A 24,888-nucleotide genomic window follows, 5' to 3' on the forward strand; every position below is an offset into this window, starting at 1 on the left:
AAAGATGGGTGATGCCGCTCACGCGACGGATCTGAGGGCGGCGGCGGGGCTGAGGCGAGCGGCTCGCCATCCGCCGAAGGCTCCGGCGAGCACCCCGCCGAGAACGGCGATCCCCACCGCCGCGACCACGACCACCGGGGTGACGGGAGCACTGAGCACGATGTCGGTGGCCTGGGCCGCGGCCTGGCCGAAGCCGCCGGGGCCTGGGCCCCCGGGTCCGCCCTGGCCGCCGGGACCGGTCGTCTCCGCGGCCACCGAGATCGTGGGCGCGATGACGTCGATGAGCAGGATGCCGCCGAGACCCAAGAGCAGTCCCACGGCCCCGCCGATCAGTCCCTGCACGAGGGACTCGCCCGCGACCTGACGCACGATGCGGCCGTTCGACCAGCCGATCGCCTTGAGCGTTCCGAACTCACGGGTGCGCCGCGCGACGCCCGAGATGGTGAAGAGCACCGCCAGGGCGAGGGCGACCAGCAGCACGACGACCGACAGCCAGGTGCCGAGGTTCGTGATCATGGTCGATGCGCTCGAAAGCGATCCCGAGACGCTGGAGGCGAGCTCTGACTGCGAGCTGACGGTGGCCTCGGGCAGCGCGGCCGCGATCTCGCTCTGCACGGCGTCGATGGCATCCGCCGACGCGGCCTGCACGTACACCGTCGAGACGACATCGCCCGTGCCGGCGAGGGTCTGTGCGACATCGAGGGGGAGGTAGACGTTCGCGGCGGTGTCGGCGTCAGCCGAAGCGGAAGCGACGATCCCGACGACCTGCATCGCCGTGCCCGCGACCTCGACCGTGCCGCCGACGGAGAGCCCGGCGCTCGCCGCGTAGGTCGCGTCGACGACAGCGACGTCGGTGCCGGCGTCGGCCGAGGTGAGCGCGCGGCCCTCGGCCACGGTGACCGAGGAGAGCGGGCCGACGGATGCCGCGGGGTCCACACCGAGCACGCTGAAGGAGTCGACGCCGAAGGCGCTGCCGCCGTCGCCACCCGGTCCGCCCGCGGGAGGAGCGCCCATTCCGCCCGTGCCCTGCCCCGGGCCGGATCCGGTGCCCGACTGCGCGCTGCGATCGGGGACCTGGCCCGAGAAGGTCGTGTTGGTCAGTGCCAGTGCACCGGTGGCGGCCGACACCCCCTCGAGGCTCGAGACCGTGGATACGGCGGTGGCGTCGAGCGTGCCGCGGCGCATGTCGGTCATCAGCCGCGACTGGCTGAGGGTGGTGGTGCCGTCGGCGCTCGCTCCCTCGCCGGCGCCGAAGTCGAAGCGCGAGCCGCCGCCCTGGCCCGGCTCGGACTGCGCGCCGGTCACCGTGAGGTCGGTGCCCACTCCGTACACCGACGACAGCGCCTGCGACTGGGCATCTCGGACGCCCGCAGAGAGGGCGTTCACGACGATGACGAGGGCGATCGCGATCGCGAGCCCGACCGCGACGATCACGGTCTGTTTCTTTCGGCCGGCGAGCTCGCGCCGCAGGTAGGTGCCGTACATGCTTCTCCTTCCGGACGCGGGGTGCGGCCGTTGCGTCGACCGTAAGAACGGCACCCTCACCGCTGCCTCACCGTTCCTATGAAGGAGATATGTCGCGCGACGACGGCGTCTCGAAGCGTGCATGCTGGCTGTCATGGCATCCCGTCCCGCGCCCCTCACCCGCCCCGACGGCTCCCCCGTCCGGGCCCTGATCGTCGACGACGAGGCCAACCTCAGCGACCTGCTGCGGATGGCGCTCGAGAACGAGGGGTGGGACGCCCGCACCGCCGCGAACGGTCAGGAAGCGCTCGGCACGATCCGGGAGTTCGGCCCCGACCTGCTCGTGCTCGACATCATGATGCCGGGGCTCGACGGCATGGAGCTGCTGACCCGTATCCGCGCCGCGGGCAACGACGCTCCCGTGCTGTTCCTCACGGCGAAAGACGCGGTGGAGGACCGGATCGCGGGCATCTCGGCCGGGGCCGACGACTACGTCACCAAGCCCTTCAACCTCGAAGAGGTCGTCGTGCGGCTGCGGGGAATGGCCCGCCGTCACGTCGCGGTCGTCGCCGACGCCGATCCGCGGCTGCGCGTCGGAGACCTCACGCTCGACGAGGAGTCGTACGAGGTCGAGCGCGGCGGCATCCCGATCAAGCTCACCGCGAGAGAGTTCGACCTGCTCCGCTACCTCATGCAGAACCCGCGACGCGTACTCAGCAAGGCGCAGATCCTCGACCAGGTGTGGAGCTACGACTTCGGCGGGAACGGCAGCGTGGTCGAGATCTACATCTCGTACCTGCGCAAGAAGATCGACACTCTCGGCGACCCGCTGATCCACACCGTGCGCGGTGTGGGGTACTCGATCAAGACCGTCTGATGCGCGTTCGATGGACGCTGCGGCGCACCCTCGTCGTGGGGACGAGCGTGCTCGTCGGCCTCGCCTTCCTGGTGATGAGTGTCGCCACCGTCGTGGCACTGCGCTCCTTCACTCTCGACCGGCTCGACCAGCAGATGCGCGAGGGTCTGTCGTTCGCCGTGGGGCGCGACGGCTCGGGCGGGCCCTTCGGCGGGGAGCGTCCCCCTCAGCGGGATGCCGGTGCCCCGGCGCCGCGCATCGGCACCCTGCAAGCGGTGGTCGACGGTGCGGGCGGGGTCCTCGTCTCGAGCTACACGCGCTCGGATGGCACGGTGGTCGCGCTGACGGACGAACAGGTCGCGCTGCTGCAGTCGGCGGTGCCGACCGACCGGACCCCGACGACCGTCGACCTCGGGGGCGACCTCGGGGCGTTCCGCGTCGCCGCGGCCGAGAACGACGGTGCGACCGTGTTCGTCGGCAGCTCCCAGGCGGATGTCACCGCGACCACCTCGGCGCTGACCGTCATCCTCGTCGCGGTGTCAGCCGTCACGCTGATCGTCGCGATCCTGGGGCTGTCGCTCTTCGTGCGGCGGAGCCTGCGACCGCTCGACCGTGTCGCCGCGGTCGCGCAGCGCGTGTCGACCCTGTCGCTCAGCGCGGGCGCGGTCGACATCCCCGATCGGGTCGCTCCGGCGGATACCCGCGTCGACAACGAGGTGGGACGCGTCGGCTCGTCGCTGAACGACCTGCTCGGGCACGTGCAGTCCTCCCTCGCGGCGCGGCAGCACAGCGAGGACCAGCTGCGACGCTTCATCGCCGATGCGAGCCACGAGCTGCGCACGCCCCTGGCGAGCATCCGCGGTTACGCGCAGCTCTCGCTCGGCGAGGACGCACCCATGACGCCGACCCAGGCCCGCTCGTTCGACCGGATCGAGTCGGAGGCCGAGCGCATGGCATCCCTCGTCGACGACCTTCTGCTGCTGGCGAGACTGGATGCCGGCCAGCCCCTCCGGCGCGAAGAGGTCGAGCTGACGCTGCTCGCCGTCGACGCCGTGAGCGACGCGCAGGCGGCGGATGCGGCGCACGAGTGGCGTTTGGATGTCGCGGGCGACGACCTCATCTCGGTCACGGGCGACGAGAACCGCCTGCGACAGGTCGTCGCGAACCTGCTCCGCAACGCGCAGACGCACACGCCGGCGGGCACGACGGTGACGTTGTCGCTCGTGCGCGAAGGTGCGGAAGCCGTGCTGCGCGTGACCGACACCGGCCCGGGGATCGATCCGGGCGTCGCCCGGCGGCTGTTCGACCGCTTCGCACGCGGCGACGACTCCCGCAACCGCGATGCCGGGAGCACGGGCCTCGGACTGTCGATCGCGGAAGCCATCGTCACCGCCCACCGCGGGTCGATCTCGGTGGAGAGTCGGCCGGGGCGGACGGTGTTCGAGGTGAGGCTTCCGGTGTGAGGTCGGGCGCCGGGGCGAGGCAGGTGGTCCCGGGGTCACATGGCGTGCCCCTCGACGGGTTCGCGAGACGCGTCAGCCGATCAGGCTCGGCTGCAGGTCGCGCAGCGTGCGGTGGTGCGTCATCCGCGTGACGCCGATCGCCGCGATCAGCATGCCGCCGACCATCCACGCGCCGAGCACCAGCAGGTCTTGGCCGACTCGCGAGACGTCTCCGCCGTACATGACCTGCCGCATGGCATCCACGACGTATCCCATCGGCAGCACGTGGTGCAGGGCGGCGAGGGGCCCGGGCAGGGTCTGCCACGGGAACGTGCCTCCGGCGGTGACGAGCTGCAGCACCATCAGCACGAGGCCGAGGAACTGCCCCACCGACCCGAGCCAGACGTTCAGCGCGAGAACGATCGCCGCGTACGTCGCCGAGGCGAACAGCAGGATGCCGAGGGCCGCCCAGGGATTCGCGAACGAGAACTGCAGCGCGAAGGCGAGGATCGTGAACAGTCCCACCATCTGCAGGGCGCCGAGCCCCGCGGGCGTGAGCCAGCCCGCGAGAGTCACGCGGAAGGGCGAGCGCAGCGCCGTGACCGCGCGCTTCGACACGGGCTTGACGATGAGGAACAGCGCGTAGATGCCGATCCATCCGGCCAGGGCGGCGAAGAACGGAGCCAGGCCCGCGCCGTAGTTCTGCGCCTTGGTGACCGAGGTCGAGCCGACCGCGACGGGGTCGGAGATGGCCGAGGCCTGCGCCTGGCGAGTGGCCTGATCGGAGTCCGGGATCTGGTTCACCCCCGCCGCGAGGCCGTCGCGCAGCTGCGTCGCACCCGTCGAGAGCTGGGCGATGCCGTCGTCGAGCTGGGTCGCGCCGTCGCGGAGCTGGGCGGATCCGTCCCGGAGCTGGGAGGCTCCGGATGCCGCGGTGGCGGCGCCGTCGGCCAGCGTCGAGGCGCCGTCGGCGGCGCTGGCGGCACCGGTGGCCAGGGTGGCGCTTCCCGAGGCGACCTGGCGTGCGCCCTCGTCGAGCTGGTCGATCTGCGTGACCGTGTCTTGCACGCGCGAGTTGGCGGCCGTGAGGCGCTCTCCGACGGGGTCGAGACGCGCGAGGATCTGGTCGATGCGGGCCTGGTCGAGCCCCGCGTCGGCCAGGGCCTTGGCGATGTCGGTGCGCGCCTGGGGGAGCTGCGACGCCGCGTCGCCGGCGACGGAGCCGACCTGGCGGGCCGCCGCGTCCAGGCGGTCGACGCCCCCGGCCACCTGCTGGGCGCCGTCGGCGACGCGGGCGGAGCCGTCGCGCAACTGTGCGGTTCCGTCGCGCGCAGCTGATTCGCGCCCGCCGACAACTGCGCGTTGCCGTCGGCCAGCTTCGCGGCGCCGTCGGCGAGGGTGGTCGAGCCGGTCGAGAGCTGCGACGAGCCGTTCTTCGCGCTCGCGAGACCGTCGACGAGTTGGGTCGCTCCGTTCGTGGCATCCACGAGCTTCACCCGGATGGTGTTCAGGGCGTCGAGCAGCGTCAGACCGGCCTCGTCGACGACCTTCTTCGCCACCGACGACTGGATGCGGGCCACGGCCTGGGTGCCGATCGTGGAGGCGAGGTAGTTGTTGGCGTCGTTCGTGCGCAGCTCGATGTCGGCCTGACGGGGCGTCGAGCTCGAGAGCGAGGCGACGGCCTCGGTGAAGTCGGCCGGCAGGGTCACGACGAAGTCGAAGTCGCCCGCCTGCAGGCCGGCGTCGGCCTGGTCGGAAGACACACGGTGCCACTCGAAGGTGTCGCTGTCGAGCAACTGCTCGGCGGCCTCGTCGCCGAGATTGCGCTGCTGACCGTTGACGTCGGCGCCGTGGTCGTCGACGACGAGGGCGACGGGGACGTTCGACAGGTTGCCGTAGGGGTCTTGGTTGGCCCAGAGGTAGAGGCCGCCGTACAGGATGGGGACCGCGAGCAGCGCGATGAGGGCGATCACCGACATGCGGGTCGAGGTGAGGCGGCGCAGCTCCGCCGTGATCATCTGCGGGATCTTCATCGGGCGGCCTCCACCGTCTCGTCGAGGGCGTCGATCATGGTCTTCGAGGCGTGGCCCGCGACCACGAGCACGGCGTATCCGCGCTCGGCGAACTCCTCGGCGATACGCCACCAGGCGAGCGGTTCGCCGCCGTGGCGGTCGGGGGCGACCAGGACGAGCCCCTCGACGTCTTTGCGGAGGGCTGCGAGTTCGAGCAGCAGGCGCACCCGGGCTGCGGGCTCGACGTTGCCGATGGCCACGTTCGCGAGCGACTCGAGCCCGATGCCCTCGAGCCAGCGCGCGGCGGAGAACGGATTCGGGGCGTGGCCGGCGAACATCAGCTCCTCGGCGACCACGCCCGTGACGGTGACGTTCGACTCGGGCTCCGAGACCACCGGGGCGTCGACGAGCGCGACGCGGCGGCGAAGGGCCGAGGAGTCGGCCCGACCGTCGATGGTGACGCTGCCGCTGTCGATCTTCATGCGACCGGATGCCACGAGGCCCAGCACCGTGGGTCGCTGCTCAGTCTCGGCGACGACGAGTGTCGCGCGTCCGGTCTCGTACGCGGTCGAGGTCTCGGGCAGGGCGCTCTGCGCGCGGCCCTTCGTGACGGCGTTCAGGACGATCTTCACGGGGTCTCCAGATCGGGGTGCTGCTCCAGCAGAGCGCGGGCTTCGGTCCACGACAGGCCGGCGATGCTCAGGACCGCGCACACGGCGATCGAGCGGGCCGTCGCGGAGCCGGCATCCACCCGCGCGACCACCATCCGGCCGGTCTCTTCGAGGAGGCGTGCGAGGGTCGGGGCGGGCAGATCCGTTCGCAGCTCCCCGGCCTCCTGCCCGCGGCGCACGATGCCGTCGATGCGGCGGCGCAGCGGCGCGAGGGCGTCGGAGGTCTCGGCGAGGTGGGCGTCGTCGAGGGCGAGGGCGGCCGCGGCCTGCACGTGAGCGGCTTCGCGCCAGAGCTCGGATGCCAGGCGCGCGAGCGCCACGCGGGAATCGGCATCGTCGATACGGGCCGCGATGTCGTTGAAGCGGGCCGCTCCCGCGGCGATGACCTCGCGCACGATCGCGTTGCGGTCGTCGAAGTGGCCGTACAGGGCGCGGCGCGAGAGGCCGGCGCGGCGGGCGATCGTGTCGATCGAGGCGCGCGGGTCGTGGCCGATGGCGGCCGTGGCGGCGTCGAGGATGCCGGCGCGGTTCTCGACGGCGTCGCGGCGGGTGGGGGTGCTCACGGAGACGAGTGTACGCCGAAAGTGCACGCACGTGTGCAACTTACTATCGTTGGCTCTCGCTCACGGGAGCGGCCTTGTACTCCGCATCGCGGTCCCTCGCTCGCTGCGCGGCGGAAGGGGGCGGCCGAGAACGAGAGCCCGCGGCGCCGAGGCGTCGCGGGCTCCGTCGAGGTGGTGCGTGTCAGTCGGTGCCGGAGTCGAACGCGGCGGCCTCGCCCGCGGCATCCGTCGCCTCGGCCAGGCGCTCGCCGGCCGCGTCGAGCGGGGCGGCCGACTCGATGATGCCCTGCGCGCCACCGGCGGCGACATCGCCCACGAGCTCACCCGTGGGACCGCCCAGCAGGCCCATCGCGGCGTACTGCTCGAGACGCGCGCGCGAGTCGGCGATGTCGAGGTTGCGCATGGTGAGCTGACCGATGCGGTCCACGGGACCGAAGGCGGCATCGCCGACGCGCTCCATCGAGAGCTTCTCGGGCGAGTACGACATTCCGGATGCCACGGTGTCGAGGATCGTGTAGTCCTCACCGCGGCGCAGGCGCACGGTGACCGAACCGGTGATCGTCGAACCGACCCACTTCTGGATCGACTCGCGCAGCATGAGCGACTGCGGCTCGAGCCAGCGACCCTCGTACATGAGGCGACCGAGGCGGCGCCCCTGCTCGTGGTACGTGGCGAGGGTGTCTTCGTTCAGGATGCTGTTGACCAGGCGCTCGTAGGTCAGGAACAGCAGCGCCATGCCTGGAGCTTCGTAGATACCGCGCGACTTGGCCTCGATGATGCGGTTCTCGATCTGGTCGCTCATGCCCAGGCCGTGGCGGCCACCGATCGTGTTCGCCTCGCGCACGAGCTCGACGGGATCGGCGAAGCGCGTGCCGTTGATGGCGACCGGGCGACCGGCCTCGAACTCGACCGTGACGTCTTCGGTCTCGATCTCGACCGCGGGGTCCCAGAAGCGCACGCCCATGATGGGCTCGACGATCTCGAGCGAGACGTCGAGGTGCTCGAGGGTCTTGGCCTCGTGCGTGGCGCCCCAGATGTTGGCATCCGTCGAATAGGCCTTCTCGACGCTGTCGCGGTAGGGGAAGTCGTGAGCGACGAGCCACTCGCTCATCTCTTTGCGGCCGCCGAGCTCGGTGACGAAGTCGGCGTCGAGCCAGGGCTTGTAGATGCGCAGGGCGGGGTTGGCGAGAAGGCCGTAGCGGTAGAACCGCTCGATGTCGTTGCCCTTGTACGTGGAGCCGTCGCCCCAGATGTCGACGCCGTCTTCTTTCATCGCGCGCACGAGCAGCGTGCCCGTGACGGCGCGACCGAGCGGCGTGGTGTTGAAGTACGTGCGTCCGCCCGAGCGGATGTGGAACGCGCCGCACGCCAGGGCGACGAAGCCCTCTTCGACCAGTGCCGTCTTGCAGTCGACGAGACGCGAGACCTCGGCACCGTACTGCGTGGCGCGACCGGGGATCGAGGCGATGTCGTCCTCGTCGTACTGACCGAGGTCGCCGGTGTACGTGCAGGGGATGGCGCCCTTGTCGCGCATCCACGCGACGGCTACCGAGGTGTCAAGACCTCCCGAGAAGGCGATGCCGACGCGCTCGCCGACGGGAAGGGACTGCAAGACCTTGGACATGCCCTCGATTCTATTGGGGACGGATGCCACGCCCCGACTCGACCGCGAGGTGGTCGTGGCCGGCCTCGAGGACGATCTGCGAGGTCAGTCGACCTGCGGCATCGTCGCGCCGCGCGCTGCGCGCCGTGCGAGCTGCGCCACGTCGCCGTCGGTCAGATCTTGATGCATCACCGCGCGTCGCCAGAAGACCGCGCCCGTGATGTCGGCCATGGCGTCGGCGGGATCGGGATCGCCGCGTCGTGCGGCCCGCTCGTGCAGCGCTTCTCTCGTGGGTCCCAGGACTGCCACGACCGCGGCGGTGAGGGCGGTCGAGAAGTCGGCGTCGCGCACCCCGACCGAGACGAGGTCGGCGATGATGCGCGGGTCGTGCAGCCACCGGTCGACCGACGCCGCGAAGAGCGTCAGGTCGCTCTCGAGGTCGTCGGCGTCGAAAGCCAGGTCGGGGCGGAGGATGCGCGTGAGCTCTTCGACGACGGCCACCACCATCGCGGCCCGGTCGGGCCATCGGCGGTACAGGGCGCCTTTTCCCACGCCGGCGCGCCTCGCCACGCTCTCCATCGACAGCGCGTGATACCCGCGTTCGGTGAGCTCTGCCACGCAGGCGTCGCGGATCGCATCGGTGGTCGCCGCTCGGGGCCGCGCGGCTCCTCTGATCTTCACCGCCTGGTCCACGCGCCCACTCTAGCGACCGTTCGCATTAATGGAACGGTACCGTCTCGTTCTGCTACGGTGAATCCGTGACGACCTCCCGCGAGCACGGAGTGCGGTCCCGTACCGCCCGCGTCATCCTGACCTGCCTCGCCTTCCTCGCGATCGGCTACACGGTTCTGGCGCAACTGCTCGCGATCGTCCCGGTGCCGTGGACCATCTGGCTGCTCCAGACGGAGCTGACGCAGTACGTGGTGCTCGTCTTCGGGCTGCTGCGCGACACGCTCGGCATCTGGAACCTCGTCGTCGCGCTGGTCGGCCTCGTGTGCGCGGTCGTCCTCTGGCGGTCGCGGCCCGGCATCCGCCGCCTTCCGTTCTGGCTGACCGCCACCGCAACCGCGGGGACGCTCGGCGTGGTCGCGACCACAGCGCTGCTGGCCGTCTCGATCGGCTCGCTCGGGCTCGGGGTGAGCCCACTGCTGCCCGCGCTCCCGTTCACCGGGCTCGACAGCGGCCCGAGCCGCACCGTCACGCTCGGAACGGCGGGCAGCACCACCCTCCAGGCCGATCTCTACCTTCCGCCGGGCGCGGCACCACGGGCGGGGTGGCCCGTCGTGGTCTCGATACACGGAGGCGGGTTCTCGACCGGCACCCGGGGGCCGAACGCCTACACGGGCTACCTTCCCGAGCACGGCTACGCGGTGCTCGACGTCGACTACCGTCTCGCTTCGTCGACGTACCACCCGTGGGACACGCAGGTCGACGACATCGGCTGCTCACTCGCCTGGATCGCCGGCGACGGCCGCACACAGAATCTCGATCCCGATCGCATCGCGACGCTGGGGTTGTCGTCCGGCGGCAACCTCGCGGTCAACGCCGCGTACATGTCGGCAGACCACACCCTCGCGTCGAGCTGCTCCCCGCCGGGGACTGCGCTGCCCACCGTGCGTGCCGTGATCGCCGGGTACCCCGCGGTCGATCTCACCGGGATCGGGGATACCACCGCGATCGCTCGCCAGGTCGAGCAGTGGTACGTGGGAGGTCCTCCCGCGCAGTACCCCGACCGCTACCGCTTCACCGATTCGGCGACCCACGTCACGGCGGGATCCCCGCCCACCCTGATCTATCAGGGCACCGGTGACCATCTCGTGCTCGCCGACCGCACCCGGGTCTTCGCCGAACTGCTGACCGAGCGTGGCATCACGAACCGGTACGTCGAGTACCCGGGCCTGGAACACGGCACCGGCGACACCACGGGCACCTTGACCGCCTCGGCCGAGGCGAGTCGGCAGCTCGCGCTGGACTGGCTCCAGCGTCACGACGGCTGACCCGGCCGACGCACGAGAGCGCCGGTGGGCCGCCGGTGCCCGACGGCCTCAGCCGATCGTCACGCCGGAGATCTTCACCGCTGTCGCCGGGGCGCCGTCGGCGCCGCCGCCCGAGACCCCGGCCTGCGCGATCTTCGAGACGACCGCGAGGCCCTCGGGCGAGAGCGTGCCGAAGACGGTGTACTTCGCCGGCAGCGGCGAGTCCTTGTAGACGAGGAAGAACTGCGAACCGTTCGTGTTCGGGCCGGCGTTGGCCATGGCGACGGTTCCCGCCGGGTAGGTCTCGGTGCCGTCGAGCTCGTCGCCGAACCGGTAGCCCGGGCCGCCCATGCCGGTGCCCGTGGGGTCGCCGCACTGCAGTACGTAGATACCCGACGTGGTCAGGCGATGGCACGTCGTGTCGGTGAAGTAGTTCTGCTGGGCGAGCGACACGAAACTCTCGACGGTGCAGGGCGTGCGCTCGCCGGTGAGCGTCATCGGGATGTCGCCCGCCGAGGTCTGCAGCACCGCGCTCACCGACGCGGCCGGACGGGCGTCGGACGGCGGCGCCGTCGCGGGCGCGGCGGCCTGGCCCGACGCCGTGTACGCGCAGCCGGCGGTCGTGGGTGACGGGGTGCTCACCGAGGCTTCGGTCGCGGGCGCCGTCTGGGCGCTCGCGCAACCGGTGAGCAGGAGGAGGGCGGAGGCGGCGAGGGCCGCCGAGATCAGTCGGGTACGCACGCGACCAGGGTAAGGGTTCGAGCCGGACTTGCGCTGCGGGTCACGCCCGGACGATCTCGACACCCGCACGAGCGGCGGCGGCGAGGGTCGTGGCATCCGCCCGGTCGGTCGTGACGATCGCATCGAAGTCGGACAGCGACGCGATCCGGTACGAGCCGCTGCCGGGGAACTTGGACGTGTTCGCGACGAGGATCGACCGGTCGGCGACCTCGCGCATGCGCCGCTTGATGCTGGCCTCGTGCGTCAGGTCGGTCACGACCGCCCCCTCGGGCTTGATCCCGGTGCTGCTGATCACGGCGACGTCGGCGTGCACACGGGCCAGCGCCTCCTCGGTGAGCGGGCCGATGAGCGTCCGCGTCTTGGCGCCGATCATGCCGCCCAGCAGCACCAGTGTCACGACGTCGTCGTCGCGCAGGGCGTCGAGCACCGCGAGGCTGTTCGTGATGACCGTGACCGGTCGCCCGCGCAGGTGCCGCGCCAGTCGCAGCGTGGTGATGCCGATGTCGAGCAGCACCACCTGACCGTCGGCGATCGAGCCCGCCGCGGCGCGCGCGATGGCCTCTTTCTCGCGGGTGTCGTCGTCGAGCTCGCCGTCCGCGTCCGGCTCCCGGGTGCGGGCGACGGTCGCTCCGCCGTGCACACGGCGCAGCCGGGCGCCCAGCTCGAGACGTTCGAGATCGCGACGGATGGTCGTCCCGCTCACGTCGAGCAGGCGGGACAGCTCGTCGACGGTCACGCTCCCGACGGCCTCGAGCCGTTCGAGGATCGCCGCCTCGCGTTGATGGGTCAGCACAGCACTCCTTTTGAGGTCGATCACACTCTCTCGATGCTCATTTGCGCTCACATTAACGCCGATTGAACGGCTGCGGATGCTCATATGAAACCTCCCCGCGACGCTACGCCACAAATGAGCGGCCGAGTTAGCGTGACACCGTTCGTCCTCGCCACCGACGGGACGACGCACCCGAACCCCTTCCTCTCACAGGAGAACCCCGTGAAAAGTCCTCGCCTGATCGCCTCCCTCGCCGCCGTCGCGGCCGTCGGGCTCGCCCTGGCCGGTTGCAGCCAGAGCGGCTCGAACGGCTCGTCGTCCGACGGGTCCGACAAGACCCTCACCGTCTTCCTCAGTGCCGACACCAACATCCAGGACCTCTGGCAGAAGACGCTCATCCCCGCGTTCGAGAAGGACAACCCCGGCTACACGGTCAAGGTCGACTTCGACCTGCACGGCGCACACGACCAGCAGACCGTGGCCAAGCTCACCGCCGCGACGGTGCAGCACCAGGACCCCGGCTACGACCTCGTCGACGCGGGCTTCGTGACCCAGGTCGCGGCATCCGGTCTGCTCACCCCCGTGACCGCCGACCAGGTGCCCGCGCTCTCCGACGTACCCGCAGCTCTCGTGCAGGCCGGCGGCAACGGCGGCGTGCCCTACCGGGGATCGAGCGTCGTGCTCGCCTACGACACCAAGACGGTCGCCACCCCGCCGAAGACCCTCGCCGACCTGCTCGCGTGGATCGCGGCCAACCCCGGTCGCTTCACCTACTGCGCCCCCAGCACGGGCGGCAGCGGCGCCTCGTTCGTGACGACCGTGCTCGACCAGAGCATCTCGGCGGACGACCGCACCAAGCTCGCCACCGAGGCCGCCCCCGATCTGGAGAGCGAGTGGAGCACCGGGTTCGCCACGCTCGCCGGCCTGAACGCGTCGGTCTACCAGAAGGGCGTCTACCCCAACGGCAACAGCCAGGTGCTCGACCTGCTCTCGAGCGGGCAGATCTCGATGGCGCCCGTGTGGAGTGATCAGTTCGTGACCGGCGTGAAGAACGGCCAGATCCCCTCGAACATCGCCTACACCCAGATCTCGGACCCCTCGTTCACCGGCGGCGCCAGCTACCTCGGCATCCCCGCGGCGTCGCCGCGTCAGGCCGATGCCCAGAAGCTGCTCGCGTGGGTGCTCTCGCCCACGGCTCAGGCGCTCGTCGCCGACAGCATCTCGGGCTACCCCGTGATCTCGCTCGACAAGCTGCCGGCGTCGGTGCAGTCCACGTTCGCGAACGCCGACATCGCGAACCTGCGCCCCGGGTACTTTGCGGCCAACGCGGCCGACATGAACAAGGCGTGGGCCCAGAAGGTCCCCGGCAAGTGATGACCGCCGCCACCGCACAGCGGGTGGCGCGCCCCGCCGTCCGTCGAGCCCATCCGGCTCGGCGGGCGGCGACGGCCGGCTTCCTGCTCGCGCTTCCCCCGGTGCTCGTGATCGCCCTGTTCGTGGGCGTGCCGGTGATCACGGCGCTCGCGTTCAGCGTCGGGTTCACCGGTGGTCTCAACACGGTCATCGCCGCGGTGGGGCAGAACGTCCACCGCGGCGACGGCGCCATGCCCACGCTGGCCGCCTACGGCGACGTGTTCGGCGCCGACGACTTCTGGCAGAACCTCGGCCTGACACTCGGCGTCACCCTGGCCAGCACCGTGATCGTGCTCGTGCTCGCCGGCGGCATCGGCCTCTTCCTGCGCCTGCACGGCGGGTTCCTGGCGCGGCTGCTCTCGGCGGTCGCGATCGTGCCGCTGTTCATCCCCGTCGTCATCGCGTCGTGGGCGATCCTGACCTTCTACTCGGCCGACGGCTTCTTGACCAGCCTGTTCGCGGCGGTCGGCCTCGACGCGCCGGTGTGGGCGTACACCCCGGTCGCCGTGGTCATCGGCTCGGCGTGGACGTCGCTGCCCTTCGCCGTGCTCATGATCACGTCGGGTCTGCAGTCGATCCCGGATGCCATGATCGAGGCGGCCCGAGACGCCGGGGCCGGAACGGTCCGCATCGTGCGGACCGTCCTCGTGCCGATGAGCGCGGTGCCCATCGTCATCGCCGTGACGTTCACCGCGATAGGGGTGATCGGCTCCTACACGGTGCCGTACTTCACCGGCCCCAATGCCCCGACGATGCTCGGGGTGGCGCTGGCGAACTCGTTCACGTCGTACAACGAACCGCAGCAGTCGATCGTCATGGCCTTCGTCGTCTTCGCCGCGGCATCCGGAATCGGCGCCCTGTACGTGTGGGCAAACTTCCGCACCGCCCGTCGTGAGGGGAAGGTCTGATGCCCCGCGTGCTCGCCGCGGCCCTGCGCACCTCGGCCGCCGTGCTGTTCGCCGTCGTCCTGCTGGTCTTCGTGCTCGGGCCGCTCGTCTGGCTCGGCGCCCACGCCTTCGCCGACACGTGGACGTATCCGCACCTGCTGCCGGACTCATGGACGCTGCGCTGGTGGTCGACCGTGCTGACCGACCCGCAGCTCGCGTCGTCGATCCAGAGCTCCCTCGCCATCACCCCGATCGTGGTCGTGGTCGCGGCGGTGATCTGCCTGCCGGCGGCGTACGCGTTCGCGCGGTTCGAGTTCCCCGGGCGGCGGCTGTTCCTGATCGGCCTGTTCGCCACGAACGCCTTTCCGAAGATGGGCCTGTTCGCCACGCTCGCCTCGCTGTACTACGCCCTCGGGCTGATGAACACGGTCGCGGGGGTGGTGGTCGTGCAGCTGCTCGGCACCATCGTCTTCATGACGTGGATCCCCGCCGCAGCGTTCGCGTCGGTGCCCCGGTCGCTCGAAGAGGCGGCGCGCGACGCGGGCGCCTCGCGGGTGCGCGTCTTCCTGACCGTCACGCTGCGGATGGCTCTGCCCGGCATCCTCGTGGGCTGTGTGATGGCCTTCCTCGCCGCCTTCGACGAGGCCCAGGGCACCTATCTCGTCGGTGCCCCCGACATCGTGACGATGCCGACCGAGATGTACTCCCTCGTCCTCAACTTCCCCAAGCAGGTCGCCGCCGTGTTCTCGATCCTGCTCGCCATCCCCTCGGTGGTGCTGCTGCTCGCCGTGCGCAAGCACGTGATGGGCGGTCAGCTGGCCGAAGGATTCCAGCTCAAATGAAGGAGCATGCTGTGACCATCGCGGTCGATCCGACCTCTGTCGCCCCCGCGGGCGCCTCCGACCCCTCCGAGGGGCTGCGTCTCACCTCGCTGCGCAAGACCCTGGGCGGGCGGACCATCATCGACGACCTCGATCTCACGGTGCAGCGGGGCGAGCTCGTGTCGTTGCTCGGGCCGTCGGGATGCGGCAAGACGACGACCTTGCGCATGATCGCCGGCTTCCTCGCCCCCGACGCGGGCGGCATCGAGATGGCGGGCCGCGACGTGACCCGGCTCGGGCCCGACAAGAGACCGAGCGCGATGGTGTTCCAGAACTACGCGCTGTGGCCGCACATGACCGTGGCCAAGAACGTGGCCTATCCGCTGCGGCTGCGCCGCCTCGCGCGCGCCGAGATCGCCGAGCGCGTCGACGCCGTGCTGCAGCTGGTGAACCTGCTGCATCACCGCGACTCGCGCCCGCCGCGCATCTCGGGCGGTGAGCAGCAGCGCGTCGCCCTGGCTCGTGCGCTCGTGCAGGAGCCCGAGGTGCTGCTGCTCGACGAGCCGCTCAGCAACCTCGACGCGAAACTGCGAGTCAAGGTGCGCGAAGAGATCCGCGACCTGCAGCAGAGGCTCGGCATCACCACGGTCGTCGTGACGCACGACCAGGAAGAGGCCCTGTCGATCTCGGATCGCGTGGCCGTGATGAACGCGGGTCGCGTCGAGCAGTTCAGCGCGCCCGGAGAGCTGTACCAGCGGCCCGTGACCGAGTTCGTCGCCACCTTCATCGGATCGCTCAACCGGATCGAGGGCGAGTTCGACGGCGTCGGCATCGTCGAGGGGTCCGCCGTCGTGGGAGTGCGGCCCGAAGACGTCGTCTTCACACTCGACGCCCGGCCCGGCGCGCGGCCGGCGCGCGTCGAGCGCGTCGTGCCGCACGGCCACTTCCACCGGGTGCGGCTGCGCCGCGACGACGCGACCCTCGACGCCTTCGTGCCGGGGGTGCCGCCCCAGGTCGGAGCGGGCGGGTACGCGTCGATCGCCTCGGCGCTCGTGTACCGCGACGGTCGTCTCGTCGAGCGCCGGGCGGGGGTGTCGGCGTGACGCGTCCCGCCGGGCCCCGCGCCTGCGCGCACCGCGGAGACTCGTGGACCCTGCGCGAGAACACCCTTCCGGCGGTGCGGTCGGCCCTCGCCAAGGGCGCGGCCGTCGTCGAGATCGACGTGCGGCTCACCGCCGACGGCGACGTGGTCGTGCTGCACGACCCCACCCTCGCCCGGCTGTGGGGAGACCGGCGCGAGATCGAGACGGTGCGCACCGCCGAGTTGGAGGCCTTCGGCGACGCCGACCACCGCCCGCCCCTCCTCGCCGAGGTGCTGCCGCTGTTCGTCGACGCCGACAGCCGCCTGGTGATCGACATGGATGCCGTGCGCCCGGCCGCCGCGGCCCATGCGGTCGTCGCGGCCTCGGGCGTCGTCGTCGACTGGTGCGGCGACCTCGCGGCCATGCGGCTGTTGCGTGAGAGGGACGCCGACGCGCGTATCTGGCTTCCGTGGGCCCACGAGCAGTCCCCGGTGGCACTCGACCTGGAGGAGTTGTCGCCGGTTCTCATCAACGCGCCGTTTCCCCTCGTCGACCGCCGGTTCGTGGAAGCCGTTCATGACCTGGGCCTGCCGGTGACCGCATGGACGATCGACGACGAGAGCGACCTCGCCCGGGCGATCGAGCTCGGAATCGACACGATCACCACCAACCGCCTCGATCGACTGCAGGCGATGATCGCTGCGCGATCGGCATCCGCAACGAAGGAGCTCAGCCGATGACCCCGTCAGATCTCTCGGCGGCCCACGAACTGGCCCTGGAGCTGGCGCGATGGGCGATCGACCAGACGCGTGCGTACCGGGTGACGGCGGTGCACGCCAAAGCGCATCCGGCCGACCTCGTCACCGAGCTCGATCGCGCGATCGAAAGGAGGGTGCGCGAGGTCGTGCTGGGCCGCTTCCCCGACCATGCGTTCGTCGGGGAGGAGTACGGGGGCAGTGCGAGAACCGGTGTACCGACCTGGTACCTGGATCCCGTCGATGGAACCACCAATCTCGCCAACGGCGTTCCCTGGACCGCCTTCTCGCTCGCGCTCGCCGTCGACGATCAGCCGCTCGTCGGCGTCGTGGCAGAGCCGTGGCAGAACGCGGTGTTCGATGCGGTCGCCGGGCAGGGCGCTCGACGCGATGGCATGCCGCTGCTCCTGCCGGAGCGGGCGGGACTGCGCGGGGGAGTGGTCGGCACCGAGCTGGCGGGCCACGAGCCCTGGCCCGGGATGGACGCCCTCGCGCTCTCGCTCACCGCGGCATTCTGCACGCTCCGCGTCATGGGCTCGGGAACCTTGACGCTCCTCGGGCCGGCCGCCGGCCGCGGATGCGCCGCCCTGGTGCACCGTTTCAGCCCGATCGATCACCTCGCCGCGGTGCTCATCGCTCACGAGGCCGGAGCCGAGGTGCGCGACGAGGATGGTCGTCGATCGCTCTTCCCCCGCCACGGCGGTGTGCTCGTGGCATCCGGGCTCGTGGCCGAAGAGATGTCGGCGTTGTGGTCACGGGCTCTGGCTCTGCCGCGCGCTCACCGTCCAGGCTGATCGTGTCGACCTTCCCGGTCGGACGCTTCTCACCGGCGGCCGGCGGCATGAGGTCCACGGACGTCTGCCCCGACGTCGGAGAGGAGCGGTCTCCGGATGCCGCGTGCCCGACCGATCGCGACGACACCGAAGGCGAGAGCGATGATGGCCACGGCGATGACCACGATGTAGACCGCGACGCTGCCCCATCCCCCGGTACTCGGATCGAGGAACGGGTAGGGGTACCAGAAGGGCGCGCCCGTCGTCGGGTTGGTGATGAGCGGCGCGCGCAGCAGCGTGTACACGATCCAGGCGATCGGGAAGATCGCTGCCGCGAATGCCGCCGACCAGGGCAGGCGCCTGCGGCCGGGTCCGAGGAGCACGTCCAAGAGCAGGAAGAGCGGGCCCCACACGTGCATGATCTCGTTCGACCAGGCGACCGTCTCGGGCTGCAGGGGGATGCCGCGTAGCAGCAGGTTGTAGACGATGCCGGTGACGATCATGTAGGTCGACACGAACGCGAGGGCCGTCGCCAGGGCGGGCGAATCGACCTCGACACGACGGCCGCGCGCGAAGAAACGGGCGCCGAGCCACGCGATCACGATCGCGGACGAGACGTTGGAGAGGATCGTGAAGAAGCTGAAGAAGTTGGCGACCACCGTCGCGACATCGCGGCCGCGCGCAACGGCCTCGGCCGTCGACGATGCGAACTGTGCTCCCACCGCGACGAGGATGAGTACGGCGACGGTCACGCGCGCCGCGTTCCACCCGGTCGCCCATCCGCGCGATCTCTGCATCGCCCCAGGCTAATCAGAGCCCGGATGCCGCGGGGAGGGGTTGCGACGGCCGTCGCGTCTCGGCTCTCGCGGTCCCGCCCCCCATCCTCTGGGGCGTCCGGCCGCACGCCGGCTGCATTGTTCGGGTCGCGAAATGCGCCTTTTATTTAGTACGCTCGTGCTAACAATGCAAAGATGCCGGAAAGGCGCTCATGATTCTGGTGGCAATCCTCGTCTGCGAGGTGGCTTTCTGGATTGCGATCCTCGCGGGCCTGACCGCTCGATACGTCCTCCGCCGCCCCAGGCTCGGAGGAGCCCTGCTGATCGCCGCTCCGATCATCGACGTGGTCCTGCTGGTGCTCGTGACGGTCGATCTTCTCCGGGGAGGAACCGCTTCCTGGCACCACGGCCTGGCCGGTCTCTACATCGGGATATCCATTGCGTACGGACACCGCATGATCGGGTGGATGGATGCCAGATTCGCCGCGCGCTTTCGTGGGGTGCCGCGGCCGGCACCGCTGTCGGGCGCGGCGTACGCGGTCGCCTGCTGGAAAGACGTGGCCCGTACGCTCCTCGCCGTCGTGATCACGGCCGCCATCCTCGGGGGGCTCATCGTCGTGGTCGCCGATCCCGCCCGCACGGCCGAGTTGCTCGGCATCTTCCCCGTCCTCGGAGTCATCGTCGTCGTCGACCTGCTCTGGGCGATCAGTTACTCCCTCTGGCCGAAACGTGCCCGCTCGGCGGAGGCAAGATGAACTATGCCCCGCCTCATCGACCATGACGCCCGCAACGACGAGATCGCGGCGGCCGCGTTCCGGGTTCTGGAACGCGAGGGCCTGACCGGACTCTCGGTGAGGAAAGTCGCAGATGAAGCCGGGATCGCCACCGCATCCCTGCGACGCGCGTTCGCGACGCAAGATGCTCTGCGCCAGTTCTGCTTCGAACGGATACGCCACGCCGTCACGACCCGGCTGAGCGCTGTGACGGGCACCGCCCGAGAGCGCGCTCTGCAGGCGATGAAGGAGCTCCTCCCTCTCGACGACGTACGGCGGACCGAACTCGTCGTGCAGGTGCAGCTGAGCCGGCTGGCCGAGACGGACGAAACCATGCGGGGACATGCGAGAGACCTCCATGACGGTGTCGGTCGCGTGTGCGCGGCGGCGCTGGAAGGCATGTCGGAGGCGGGCCTGCTGGCAACCGACGTCGATCTGGATCTCGAGACGGCTCGGCTCCACGCGCTCCTCGACGGGCTCGCGCTTCACCTGTCGTGGAACGCTTCCCGCGACCCTGGCGACGACGCCGAGAGGGTGCTCGCGCGACATTTCGACAGCCTGGCCGGGTGAAGGCGCGCGGATGCTTTGCGCAAAACGCACGGCTGATGACGAACTCCTGACCGACTACCGGCGGTTCGCGTCCGTGTGACCCCTTCTTGTCGGTGGCTGTGCCTGCGGAGGCCGCGCGATCCGCATCCACGGTGGGACTTTCCTCGTCTTGATGCATGCCCCGGTGCTCGCACCGGCTCCGCGCGCGCGTCGATCGCGTGGCGCGACATCACGCGCACCTCGGGTCCGCAGCTTTCGCGCGGGGCGTGTCGCACCCGCTCGATAGGATGGGGTGTACCGCCGGAATCAGACGCGAGGAGCGCACATGCCCGGAATCGTGATCGTCGGCGTCCAGTGGGGCGACGAAGGTAAGGGCAAGGCCACCGATCTGCTCGGTGAACGAACCGACTGGGTGGTGAAGTTCAACGGCGGCAACAACGCCGGGCACACCGTCGTCATCGGTAACGAGAAGTACGCGCTGCACCTGCTGCCCAGCGGCATCCTGTCTCCGGGGGTCACCCCCGTGATCGGCAACGGGGTCGTCGTCGACCTCGAGGTGCTCTTCAACGAGCTCGAGGCCCTCAACGCGCGCGGCCTCGACACGAGCCGCCTCAAGATCAGCGCCAACGCGCACATCATCACGCAGTACCACCGCACCCTCGACAAGGTCACCGAACGCTTCCTCGGCAAGCGCATGATCGGCACCACCGGTCGTGGAATCGGTCCGGCCTACGCCGACAAGATCAACCGCGTCGGCATCCGCGTGCAGGATCTCTTCGACGAGAACATCCTGCGGCAGAAGGTCGAAGGGGCGCTCGACCAGAAGAACCACCTGCTGGTGAAGATCTTCAACCGTCGTTCGATCACGGCCGACGAGATCGTCGAAGACCTGCTGGCGTACGCCGAGCGCGTGCGTCCCATGGTCGCCGACACGTCACTGCTGCTCAACGACGCGCTCGAAGCGGGCGACGTCGTCGTCTTCGAGGGCGGGCAGGCGACCATGCTCGACGTCGACCACGGCACCTACCCCTTCGTCACCTCGTCCTCTGCGACGGCCGGCGGGGCATCGACGGGTTCCGGAGTGGGCCCCAACCGGCTCGACCGGATCGTCGGCATCGTCAAGGCGTACACGACGCGCGTCGGCTCGGGTCCGTTCCCGACCGAGCTGTTCGACGAGAGCGGCGACTGGCTGCGCTCACGGGGCTTCGAGTTCGGCACGACCACGGGTCGCCCCCGCCGGGTCGGCTGGTACGACGCTCCCATCACGCGGTACGCGACGCGCATCAACGGCATCACCGACCTCGTGCTGACCAAGCTCGACATCCTCGGCGGTCTCGAGCAGATCCCGGTGTGCGTCGCCTACGACGTCGATGGCGAGCGGTTCGACGACCTGCCGGTGAACCAGACCGACTTCCATCACGCGAAGCCGATCCTCGAGTACTACCCCGGATGGAGCGAAGACATCTCCACGGCCCGCACGTTCGACGACCTGCCGCAGAACGCGCAGGACTACGTGCTGGCGCTCGAGAAGATGAGCGGCACGCGCATCTCCGTCATCGGCGTGGGCCCGGCGCGCGACCAGGTGATCGTGCGTCACGACCTGATCGACTGATGCGTTTCTGGGTCGGCGCCTACGCCCCCGACACCGGGTCGGCGGAGGGCATCGGCATCCTGCAGGCGGGGGAGCGCGACGCGCTCGGTGCCGGTGGCCCCCTCGGCATGGTCGCGACCGCGGCCGAGGTACCCGGGTCGCCGTCGTGGGTGGCCGCCCACCCCTCCAACGACGACATCGTGTACGCCGCCGTCGAGTTCGACGGTACTGTCCAGGCATTCCGCCGTACGAGCGATACGCGGTTGACGCCCCTCGGCCCGCCCGTCGAGGCCGGCGGTGCGGTCTGCCACGTCGCAGTCTCGCCCGACGCGTCGTTCTTGATCGCGAGCTGCTGGGGCGACGGACGCATCGTCCGCATGGCGCTGGACGCGCAGGGCCGACCGTCGCGCCCGGTGATCTGCGCCGAAGCTGGCGATCCCCACGGATCCTCGTCCGAGCAGGGCAGCATCTCCACCGGTGCCCGGGTGTCGGGCGCCGTCGTCCCCGACCTCGCGGCGGCCGCTCGCGCGCTCCGAGAGGCCGCGGGCGACGAGTACTCCCACCTCGTCCCGGACTACGACGACGTCCCCCTCACCGACGCGGAGTCCGAAGAGGCCGCCGCCGGGGCACGCGTCTCGCGAGCCCACCAGGCGGTGTTCCTTCCCGGAGGTCTCATCGCGACGACCGACATGGGTTTCGACCTCGTGCGGTTCTGGCGCCAGGTCGACGACGGCCTGCGTCTCGTGCAAGAGGTCGTCCTCCCCAAGGGCAGCGGTCCGCGGCACGGGCTCTGGCATCCTTCGGGTCATCTGTACGTCGTGACCGAGCTCAGCTGCGAGGTCTTCGTCCTGGGGGCCGACCGCGCCGGGCGCTGGCACGTGCTCTCGGGCCAGCCGCTTCTCGGCACCCTCGACACCGACACGGCCGCCGAGCTCTCGGCCAGCCGTGACGGGGCCACGATCTACGCCGGGGTCCGCGGCAGCGACACGGTGGGTGTGCTGTCGGTCCGCGGTCACGGTGAGGAGCTGCAGCTGCTCGCGCTCGCCGAGACGGGGACGCACTGGCCCCGACATCACGTGGTCGTCGACGACACGCTGCTCGTGGCGGGCCAGCTCGCGGACGAGATCGTGTCGCTGCCGCTCGACACCCGCACCGGTATCCCGGGCCGGGTTCGACACCGCACCCCATCGCCGTCGCCGACGCGCCTGCTGCCGATGCGCTGAGCGGGTGCGTGCGGGCCGCGCGCGGATGCGTCCCGCGCGCGAATGCGCCCCGCGCTCGTCTGCGCGGGGTTCGGCGTTCACGAGCGCGGCGTCTCGGCGTGGGGCGTCACGCGGCGAGGGTCCACCGGCGGTGCCCAGCACGCGCATCGAGCACGCATAAACGCGATCCGCGCCCGGAAACGCGAGGACAGCGTGTTTCTGCGCGCGGGGAGCGTTTCTGCGTGGGGGAGCGGTACCGCTGCGCGGCACGGCCCGGCATCCGGGGCTCGGCGAGGATCCGCCGGCGGTGCCCATCACGCGCGTCGAGCACGCATAAACGCGATCCGCGCTCGGAAACGCGAGCACGGCGTGTTTCTGCGCGCGAAGAGCGTTTATGCGTGGGGGAGCGATACCGCTGGGCGGCACGGTCCGGCATCCAGGCCGCGCCGGGTGTCGGGCTTACGAACGCGCATAAACGCGATCAGCGCCCGGAAACGCGAGGGCAGCGTGTTTTTGCGCGCGGAGAGCGTTTCTGCGTGGCGGCGGCGCCGCGCCGCTCTACTTCTTGGCATCCTGTCGCGGGATGACGATCTGCTTGACGATCAGCAGGACCGAGGCGGTCACGGGGATCGCCACGAGCGCTCCGAGCAAGCCGAGCAGCGTGCCACCGACGAGGGCGCCGATCACGACGAGGGCACCCGGGATCGAGATCGTGCGGTTCATCACCCGGGGCGTGAGGAGATATGCCTCGATCTGCATGTACACCAGATAGACGATGGCGAAGATGAGTCCGGAGGTCGGACTGACGATGAGTGTGAAGACCGTCGCGGTCGCCCAGAACAGCACCGAGCCCACCAGCGGGATGAGCGTGATGCCGAACGCGAGCGCGGCGAGCAGCGCTGCGAATGGCTGGCCGAGGATCGTCAGGACGATGAAGGCGAAGACCGCGTTGCACAACGCCAGCACGACCATGCCGGCGAGGTAGCCACCGACCGAGTCGGTGATCTGACCCGTCATGTCGGCGACCGTCTCGCGGCTGCGGGCGGGGGTCAGGCGCACGAGCGAGTTCTTCATCTTCGGCAGGGATGCCAAGAAGTACAGGCTCAAGACGAGAACGATGATCGCGCCCGAGATGAAGGTGCCGATGCTCACACCGACCTGCAGGAGGCCACCGCCGATCGCGGCGATGTTGGCGGGGTTCGTGGCGAAGCCCTGCACCTCCTTGAGGACGTCACCCAGGCTGTCGCCGAAGTTGTTCTCGACCCATCGCACGGCGTCGCTGTCGATGAGGTCGTTCACGAAGGTCGGGATGTCGCCGACGAACTGCTCGATCTGGCGCACCACCGGCGGGATGAGCAACCACAGGGCGCCGGCGAGGATGACGGCGAGTCCGCCGAACACGATCACGATCGACCACGCGCGTGCGAGCCCGCGGCGCACGAGGAAGCGCACGAGCGGGTCGAGGGCCAGGGCCACGAACAGGGCGATCGCGATGTAGACGAGGACCGTCGAGAGGTTCGACAGGGCGAGTCCGAGCAGGATCGCCGTCAAGCCGCCGAGGGTCAGGAAGAACCCGGCGGCGTAGGGGCGTGAGAGTGCGGACCAGACCGGCTTGTCGCGCGAGGTCGCGGCCCCGGCGTCTGCGCCTTCGGCGGTGGGGTCGGGGCGCGTGGATCGGCTCATGCTCACACTGTAGGACTCCCTGAGAGTCGTCCTCGGGCGCCTGCGTCGACCGGTAGGGTCGGAGCGATTGAGGAGGACACATGACCGAGGCCGATCCTTCGACGATTCTGCAGGGGCTCCGCGGCAGTATCGACAACATCGACGCCGCCCTGATCTTCCTGTTGGCGGAGCGCTTCCGCTGCACCAAGCAGGTCGGCGTCCTCAAGGCGAAGCACGGGATGCCGGCATCCGACCCCTCTCGCGAAGAGCAGCAGATCGCGCGGCTCATGCAATTGGCCGAGCAGGCCGACCTCGATCCCGCGTTCGCGGAGAAGTGGTTCAACTTCGTCGTTGCCGAGGTCATCCGTCACCACCGGTCGGCCGCTGCGCAGCCGGACGCCGACTGACGCGTTCCTCCCTCGCCGCGGAGGCGCGCAAGGGTCGGCGACACGCCCGGGCCGGCATCGCGGCGTCGGCCGTCGTGGGTGTCATCAGCGTCTCCCC

23 protein-coding genes and 1 pseudogene are annotated in these 24,888 nt (G+C 70.3%); 14 read left to right on the forward strand and 10 right to left on the reverse strand.

Annotated features, from left to right (window positions below; translation table 11 throughout):
- Positions 1–18: 18 nt before the first annotated feature.
- Entirely contained in the window at positions 19–1,485 is a 1,467-nt protein-coding gene (locus QE454_RS06475) for an ABC transporter permease (protein WP_267788881.1), read from the reverse strand.
- A gap of 133 nt (positions 1,486–1,618) precedes the next feature.
- Here QE454_RS06475 and QE454_RS06480 point away from each other — a divergent pair, with 133 nt between their 5' ends.
- Both QE454_RS06480 and QE454_RS06485 read left to right on the forward strand, forming a co-directional pair.
- Entirely contained in the window at positions 1,619–2,341 is a 723-nt protein-coding gene (locus QE454_RS06480) for a response regulator transcription factor (protein ID WP_267788883.1), read from the forward strand.
- A complete protein-coding gene (locus QE454_RS06485; protein WP_307456841.1) occupies positions 2,341–3,783 on the forward strand; it encodes a cell wall metabolism sensor histidine kinase WalK in 1,443 nt (480 codons plus the stop codon). The genes QE454_RS06480 and QE454_RS06485 overlap by 1 nt, the downstream gene beginning before the upstream one ends.
- A 72-nt stretch (positions 3,784–3,855) precedes the next feature.
- Here QE454_RS06485 and QE454_RS17255 read toward each other — a convergent pair.
- The 5 genes and pseudogenes from QE454_RS17255 to QE454_RS06520 all read right to left on the reverse strand — a co-directional run bounded on the left by QE454_RS17255 (position 3,856) and on the right by QE454_RS06520 (position 9,304).
- Positions 3,856–5,795, reverse strand: a pseudogene (locus tag QE454_RS17255) (YhgE/Pip family protein).
- Entirely contained in the window at positions 5,792–6,406 is a 615-nt protein-coding gene (locus QE454_RS06505; RefSeq protein ID WP_307461140.1) for a hypothetical protein, read from the reverse strand. Before QE454_RS06505 ends, QE454_RS17255 begins: the two are co-directional and overlap by 4 nt.
- Positions 6,403–7,008: a helix-turn-helix domain-containing protein gene (locus QE454_RS06510; RefSeq protein ID WP_309668558.1), complete on the reverse strand. Its 606-nt coding sequence runs from the start codon at positions 7,006–7,008 to the stop codon at positions 6,403–6,405. The genes QE454_RS06505 and QE454_RS06510 overlap by 4 nt, the downstream gene beginning before the upstream one ends.
- Before the next feature lie 181 nt (positions 7,009–7,189).
- On the reverse strand, positions 7,190–8,632 hold the full coding sequence (gene argG / locus QE454_RS06515; RefSeq protein WP_210075656.1) for an argininosuccinate synthase: 1,443 nt from the start codon (positions 8,630–8,632) through the stop codon (positions 7,190–7,192).
- A gap of 84 nt (positions 8,633–8,716) precedes the next feature.
- Entirely contained in the window at positions 8,717–9,304 is a 588-nt protein-coding gene (locus tag QE454_RS06520; protein WP_210075658.1) for a TetR/AcrR family transcriptional regulator, read from the reverse strand.
- A 65-nt stretch (positions 9,305–9,369) separates the two neighbouring features.
- Between QE454_RS06520 and QE454_RS06525 the strand changes: the two genes are divergently transcribed.
- Positions 9,370–10,608 (forward strand): alpha/beta hydrolase, encoded by a 1,239-nt coding sequence (locus tag QE454_RS06525; RefSeq protein WP_307456832.1) that lies wholly within the window; start codon positions 9,370–9,372, stop codon positions 10,606–10,608.
- A 48-nt stretch (positions 10,609–10,656) separates the two neighbouring features.
- Here the strand turns inward: QE454_RS06525 and QE454_RS06530 are convergent, their stop codons facing one another.
- Together QE454_RS06530 and QE454_RS06535 are read right to left on the reverse strand one after the other, a co-directional pair.
- Positions 10,657–11,328: a peptidylprolyl isomerase gene (locus QE454_RS06530; protein WP_307456829.1), complete on the reverse strand. Its 672-nt coding sequence runs from the start codon at positions 11,326–11,328 to the stop codon at positions 10,657–10,659.
- A 40-nt stretch (positions 11,329–11,368) separates the two neighbouring features.
- Complete coding sequence (locus QE454_RS06535; RefSeq protein ID WP_307456826.1) at positions 11,369–12,121, reverse strand: DeoR/GlpR family DNA-binding transcription regulator; 753 nt, start codon at positions 12,119–12,121, stop codon at positions 11,369–11,371.
- A gap of 114 nt (positions 12,122–12,235) precedes the next feature.
- Between QE454_RS06535 and QE454_RS06540 the strand changes: the two genes are divergently transcribed.
- From QE454_RS06540 to QE454_RS06565, 6 genes are read left to right on the forward strand one after another with little or no spacing between them, the layout of a single operon-like run.
- A complete protein-coding gene (locus tag QE454_RS06540) occupies positions 12,236–13,474 on the forward strand; it encodes an extracellular solute-binding protein (protein ID WP_307314236.1) in 1,239 nt (412 codons plus the stop codon).
- Positions 13,474–14,421: an ABC transporter permease gene (locus QE454_RS06545; RefSeq protein ID WP_307456823.1), complete on the forward strand. Its 948-nt coding sequence runs from the start codon at positions 13,474–13,476 to the stop codon at positions 14,419–14,421. Before QE454_RS06540 ends, QE454_RS06545 begins: the two co-directional genes overlap by 1 nt.
- Complete coding sequence (locus QE454_RS06550; protein WP_307456820.1) at positions 14,421–15,242, forward strand: ABC transporter permease; 822 nt, start codon at positions 14,421–14,423, stop codon at positions 15,240–15,242. The genes QE454_RS06545 and QE454_RS06550 overlap by 1 nt, the downstream gene beginning before the upstream one ends.
- Before the next feature lie 11 nt (positions 15,243–15,253).
- A complete protein-coding gene (locus tag QE454_RS06555; RefSeq protein WP_307456817.1) occupies positions 15,254–16,324 on the forward strand; it encodes an ABC transporter ATP-binding protein in 1,071 nt (356 codons plus the stop codon).
- Entirely contained in the window at positions 16,321–17,043 is a 723-nt protein-coding gene (locus tag QE454_RS06560; RefSeq protein ID WP_307456814.1) for a glycerophosphodiester phosphodiesterase, read from the forward strand. Before QE454_RS06555 ends, QE454_RS06560 begins: the two co-directional genes overlap by 4 nt.
- Complete coding sequence (locus QE454_RS06565) at positions 17,040–17,852, forward strand: inositol monophosphatase (RefSeq protein ID WP_307456811.1); 813 nt, start codon at positions 17,040–17,042, stop codon at positions 17,850–17,852. The genes QE454_RS06560 and QE454_RS06565 overlap by 4 nt, the downstream gene beginning before the upstream one ends.
- Positions 17,853–17,881: 29 nt before the next feature.
- On the opposite strand, the gene QE454_RS06570 is transcribed toward QE454_RS06565, so the two are convergent.
- Positions 17,882–18,628, reverse strand: a complete 747-nt coding sequence (locus tag QE454_RS06570) for a Pr6Pr family membrane protein (RefSeq protein ID WP_307456808.1) — start codon at positions 18,626–18,628, stop codon at positions 17,882–17,884.
- 191 nt (positions 18,629–18,819) lie between these two features.
- Between QE454_RS06570 and QE454_RS06575 the strand changes: the two genes are divergently transcribed.
- The 4 genes from QE454_RS06575 (at position 18,820) to QE454_RS06590 (ending at position 22,743) form a co-directional block, all read left to right on the forward strand.
- A complete protein-coding gene (locus QE454_RS06575) occupies positions 18,820–19,362 on the forward strand; it encodes a hypothetical protein (protein ID WP_307456805.1) in 543 nt (180 codons plus the stop codon).
- Between the two features lie 3 nt (positions 19,363–19,365).
- On the forward strand, positions 19,366–19,950 hold the full coding sequence (locus tag QE454_RS06580) for a TetR/AcrR family transcriptional regulator (RefSeq protein ID WP_307456802.1): 585 nt from the start codon (positions 19,366–19,368) through the stop codon (positions 19,948–19,950).
- 304 nt (positions 19,951–20,254) lie between these two features.
- Positions 20,255–21,541: an adenylosuccinate synthase gene (locus QE454_RS06585; protein WP_210075679.1), complete on the forward strand. Its 1,287-nt coding sequence runs from the start codon at positions 20,255–20,257 to the stop codon at positions 21,539–21,541.
- On the forward strand, positions 21,541–22,743 hold the full coding sequence (locus tag QE454_RS06590) for a beta-propeller fold lactonase family protein (protein WP_307456799.1): 1,203 nt from the start codon (positions 21,541–21,543) through the stop codon (positions 22,741–22,743). Before QE454_RS06585 ends, QE454_RS06590 begins: the two co-directional genes overlap by 1 nt.
- A 537-nt stretch (positions 22,744–23,280) precedes the next feature.
- Here the strand turns inward: QE454_RS06590 and QE454_RS06595 are convergent.
- The gene (locus tag QE454_RS06595; protein ID WP_307314252.1) at positions 23,281–24,405 is read right to left on the reverse strand and encodes an AI-2E family transporter; all 1,125 of its coding nucleotides are present in this window, start codon (positions 24,403–24,405) and stop codon (positions 23,281–23,283) included.
- A gap of 80 nt (positions 24,406–24,485) precedes the next feature.
- Between QE454_RS06595 and QE454_RS06600 the strand changes: the two genes are divergently transcribed.
- Positions 24,486–24,791 (forward strand): chorismate mutase, encoded by a 306-nt coding sequence (locus QE454_RS06600; protein ID WP_210075684.1) that lies wholly within the window; start codon positions 24,486–24,488, stop codon positions 24,789–24,791.
- Positions 24,792–24,888 lie beyond the last annotated feature (97 nt).

Origin of the sequence: Microbacterium sp. SORGH_AS_0454 (assembly GCF_031453395.1) — a bacterium.
Classification (GTDB): Bacteria; Actinomycetota; Actinomycetes; order Actinomycetales; family Microbacteriaceae; genus Microbacterium.

Excerpts from the sequence above, each read along its gene's own strand:
- QE454_RS06475 (WP_267788881.1), bottom strand. The coding sequence starts at position 1,485 with ATGTACGGCACCTACCTGCGGCGCGAGCTCGCCGGCCGAAAGAAACAG.
- QE454_RS06480 (WP_267788883.1), top strand. The coding sequence starts at position 1,619 with ATGGCATCCCGTCCCGCGCCCCTCACCCGCCCCGACGGCTCCCCCGTC.
- QE454_RS06485 (WP_307456841.1), top strand. The coding sequence starts at position 2,341 with ATGCGCGTTCGATGGACGCTGCGGCGCACCCTCGTCGTGGGGACGAGC.
- argG (WP_210075656.1), bottom strand. The coding sequence starts at position 8,632 with ATGTCCAAGGTCTTGCAGTCCCTTCCCGTCGGCGAGCGCGTCGGCATC.
- QE454_RS06540 (WP_307314236.1), top strand. The coding sequence starts at position 12,236 with ATGAGCGGCCGAGTTAGCGTGACACCGTTCGTCCTCGCCACCGACGGG.
- QE454_RS06545 (WP_307456823.1), top strand. The coding sequence starts at position 13,474 with ATGACCGCCGCCACCGCACAGCGGGTGGCGCGCCCCGCCGTCCGTCGA.
- QE454_RS06550 (WP_307456820.1), top strand. The coding sequence starts at position 14,421 with ATGCCCCGCGTGCTCGCCGCGGCCCTGCGCACCTCGGCCGCCGTGCTG.
- QE454_RS06565 (WP_307456811.1), top strand. The coding sequence starts at position 17,040 with ATGACCCCGTCAGATCTCTCGGCGGCCCACGAACTGGCCCTGGAGCTG.
- QE454_RS06570 (WP_307456808.1), bottom strand. The coding sequence starts at position 18,628 with ATGCAGAGATCGCGCGGATGGGCGACCGGGTGGAACGCGGCGCGCGTG.
- QE454_RS06575 (WP_307456805.1), top strand. The coding sequence starts at position 18,820 with ATGATTCTGGTGGCAATCCTCGTCTGCGAGGTGGCTTTCTGGATTGCG.
- QE454_RS06580 (WP_307456802.1), top strand. The coding sequence starts at position 19,366 with ATGCCCCGCCTCATCGACCATGACGCCCGCAACGACGAGATCGCGGCG.
- QE454_RS06585 (WP_210075679.1), top strand. The coding sequence starts at position 20,255 with ATGCCCGGAATCGTGATCGTCGGCGTCCAGTGGGGCGACGAAGGTAAG.
- QE454_RS06590 (WP_307456799.1), top strand. The coding sequence starts at position 21,541 with ATGCGTTTCTGGGTCGGCGCCTACGCCCCCGACACCGGGTCGGCGGAG.
- QE454_RS06595 (WP_307314252.1), bottom strand. The coding sequence starts at position 24,405 with ATGAGCCGATCCACGCGCCCCGACCCCACCGCCGAAGGCGCAGACGCC.
- QE454_RS06600 (WP_210075684.1), top strand. The coding sequence starts at position 24,486 with ATGACCGAGGCCGATCCTTCGACGATTCTGCAGGGGCTCCGCGGCAGT.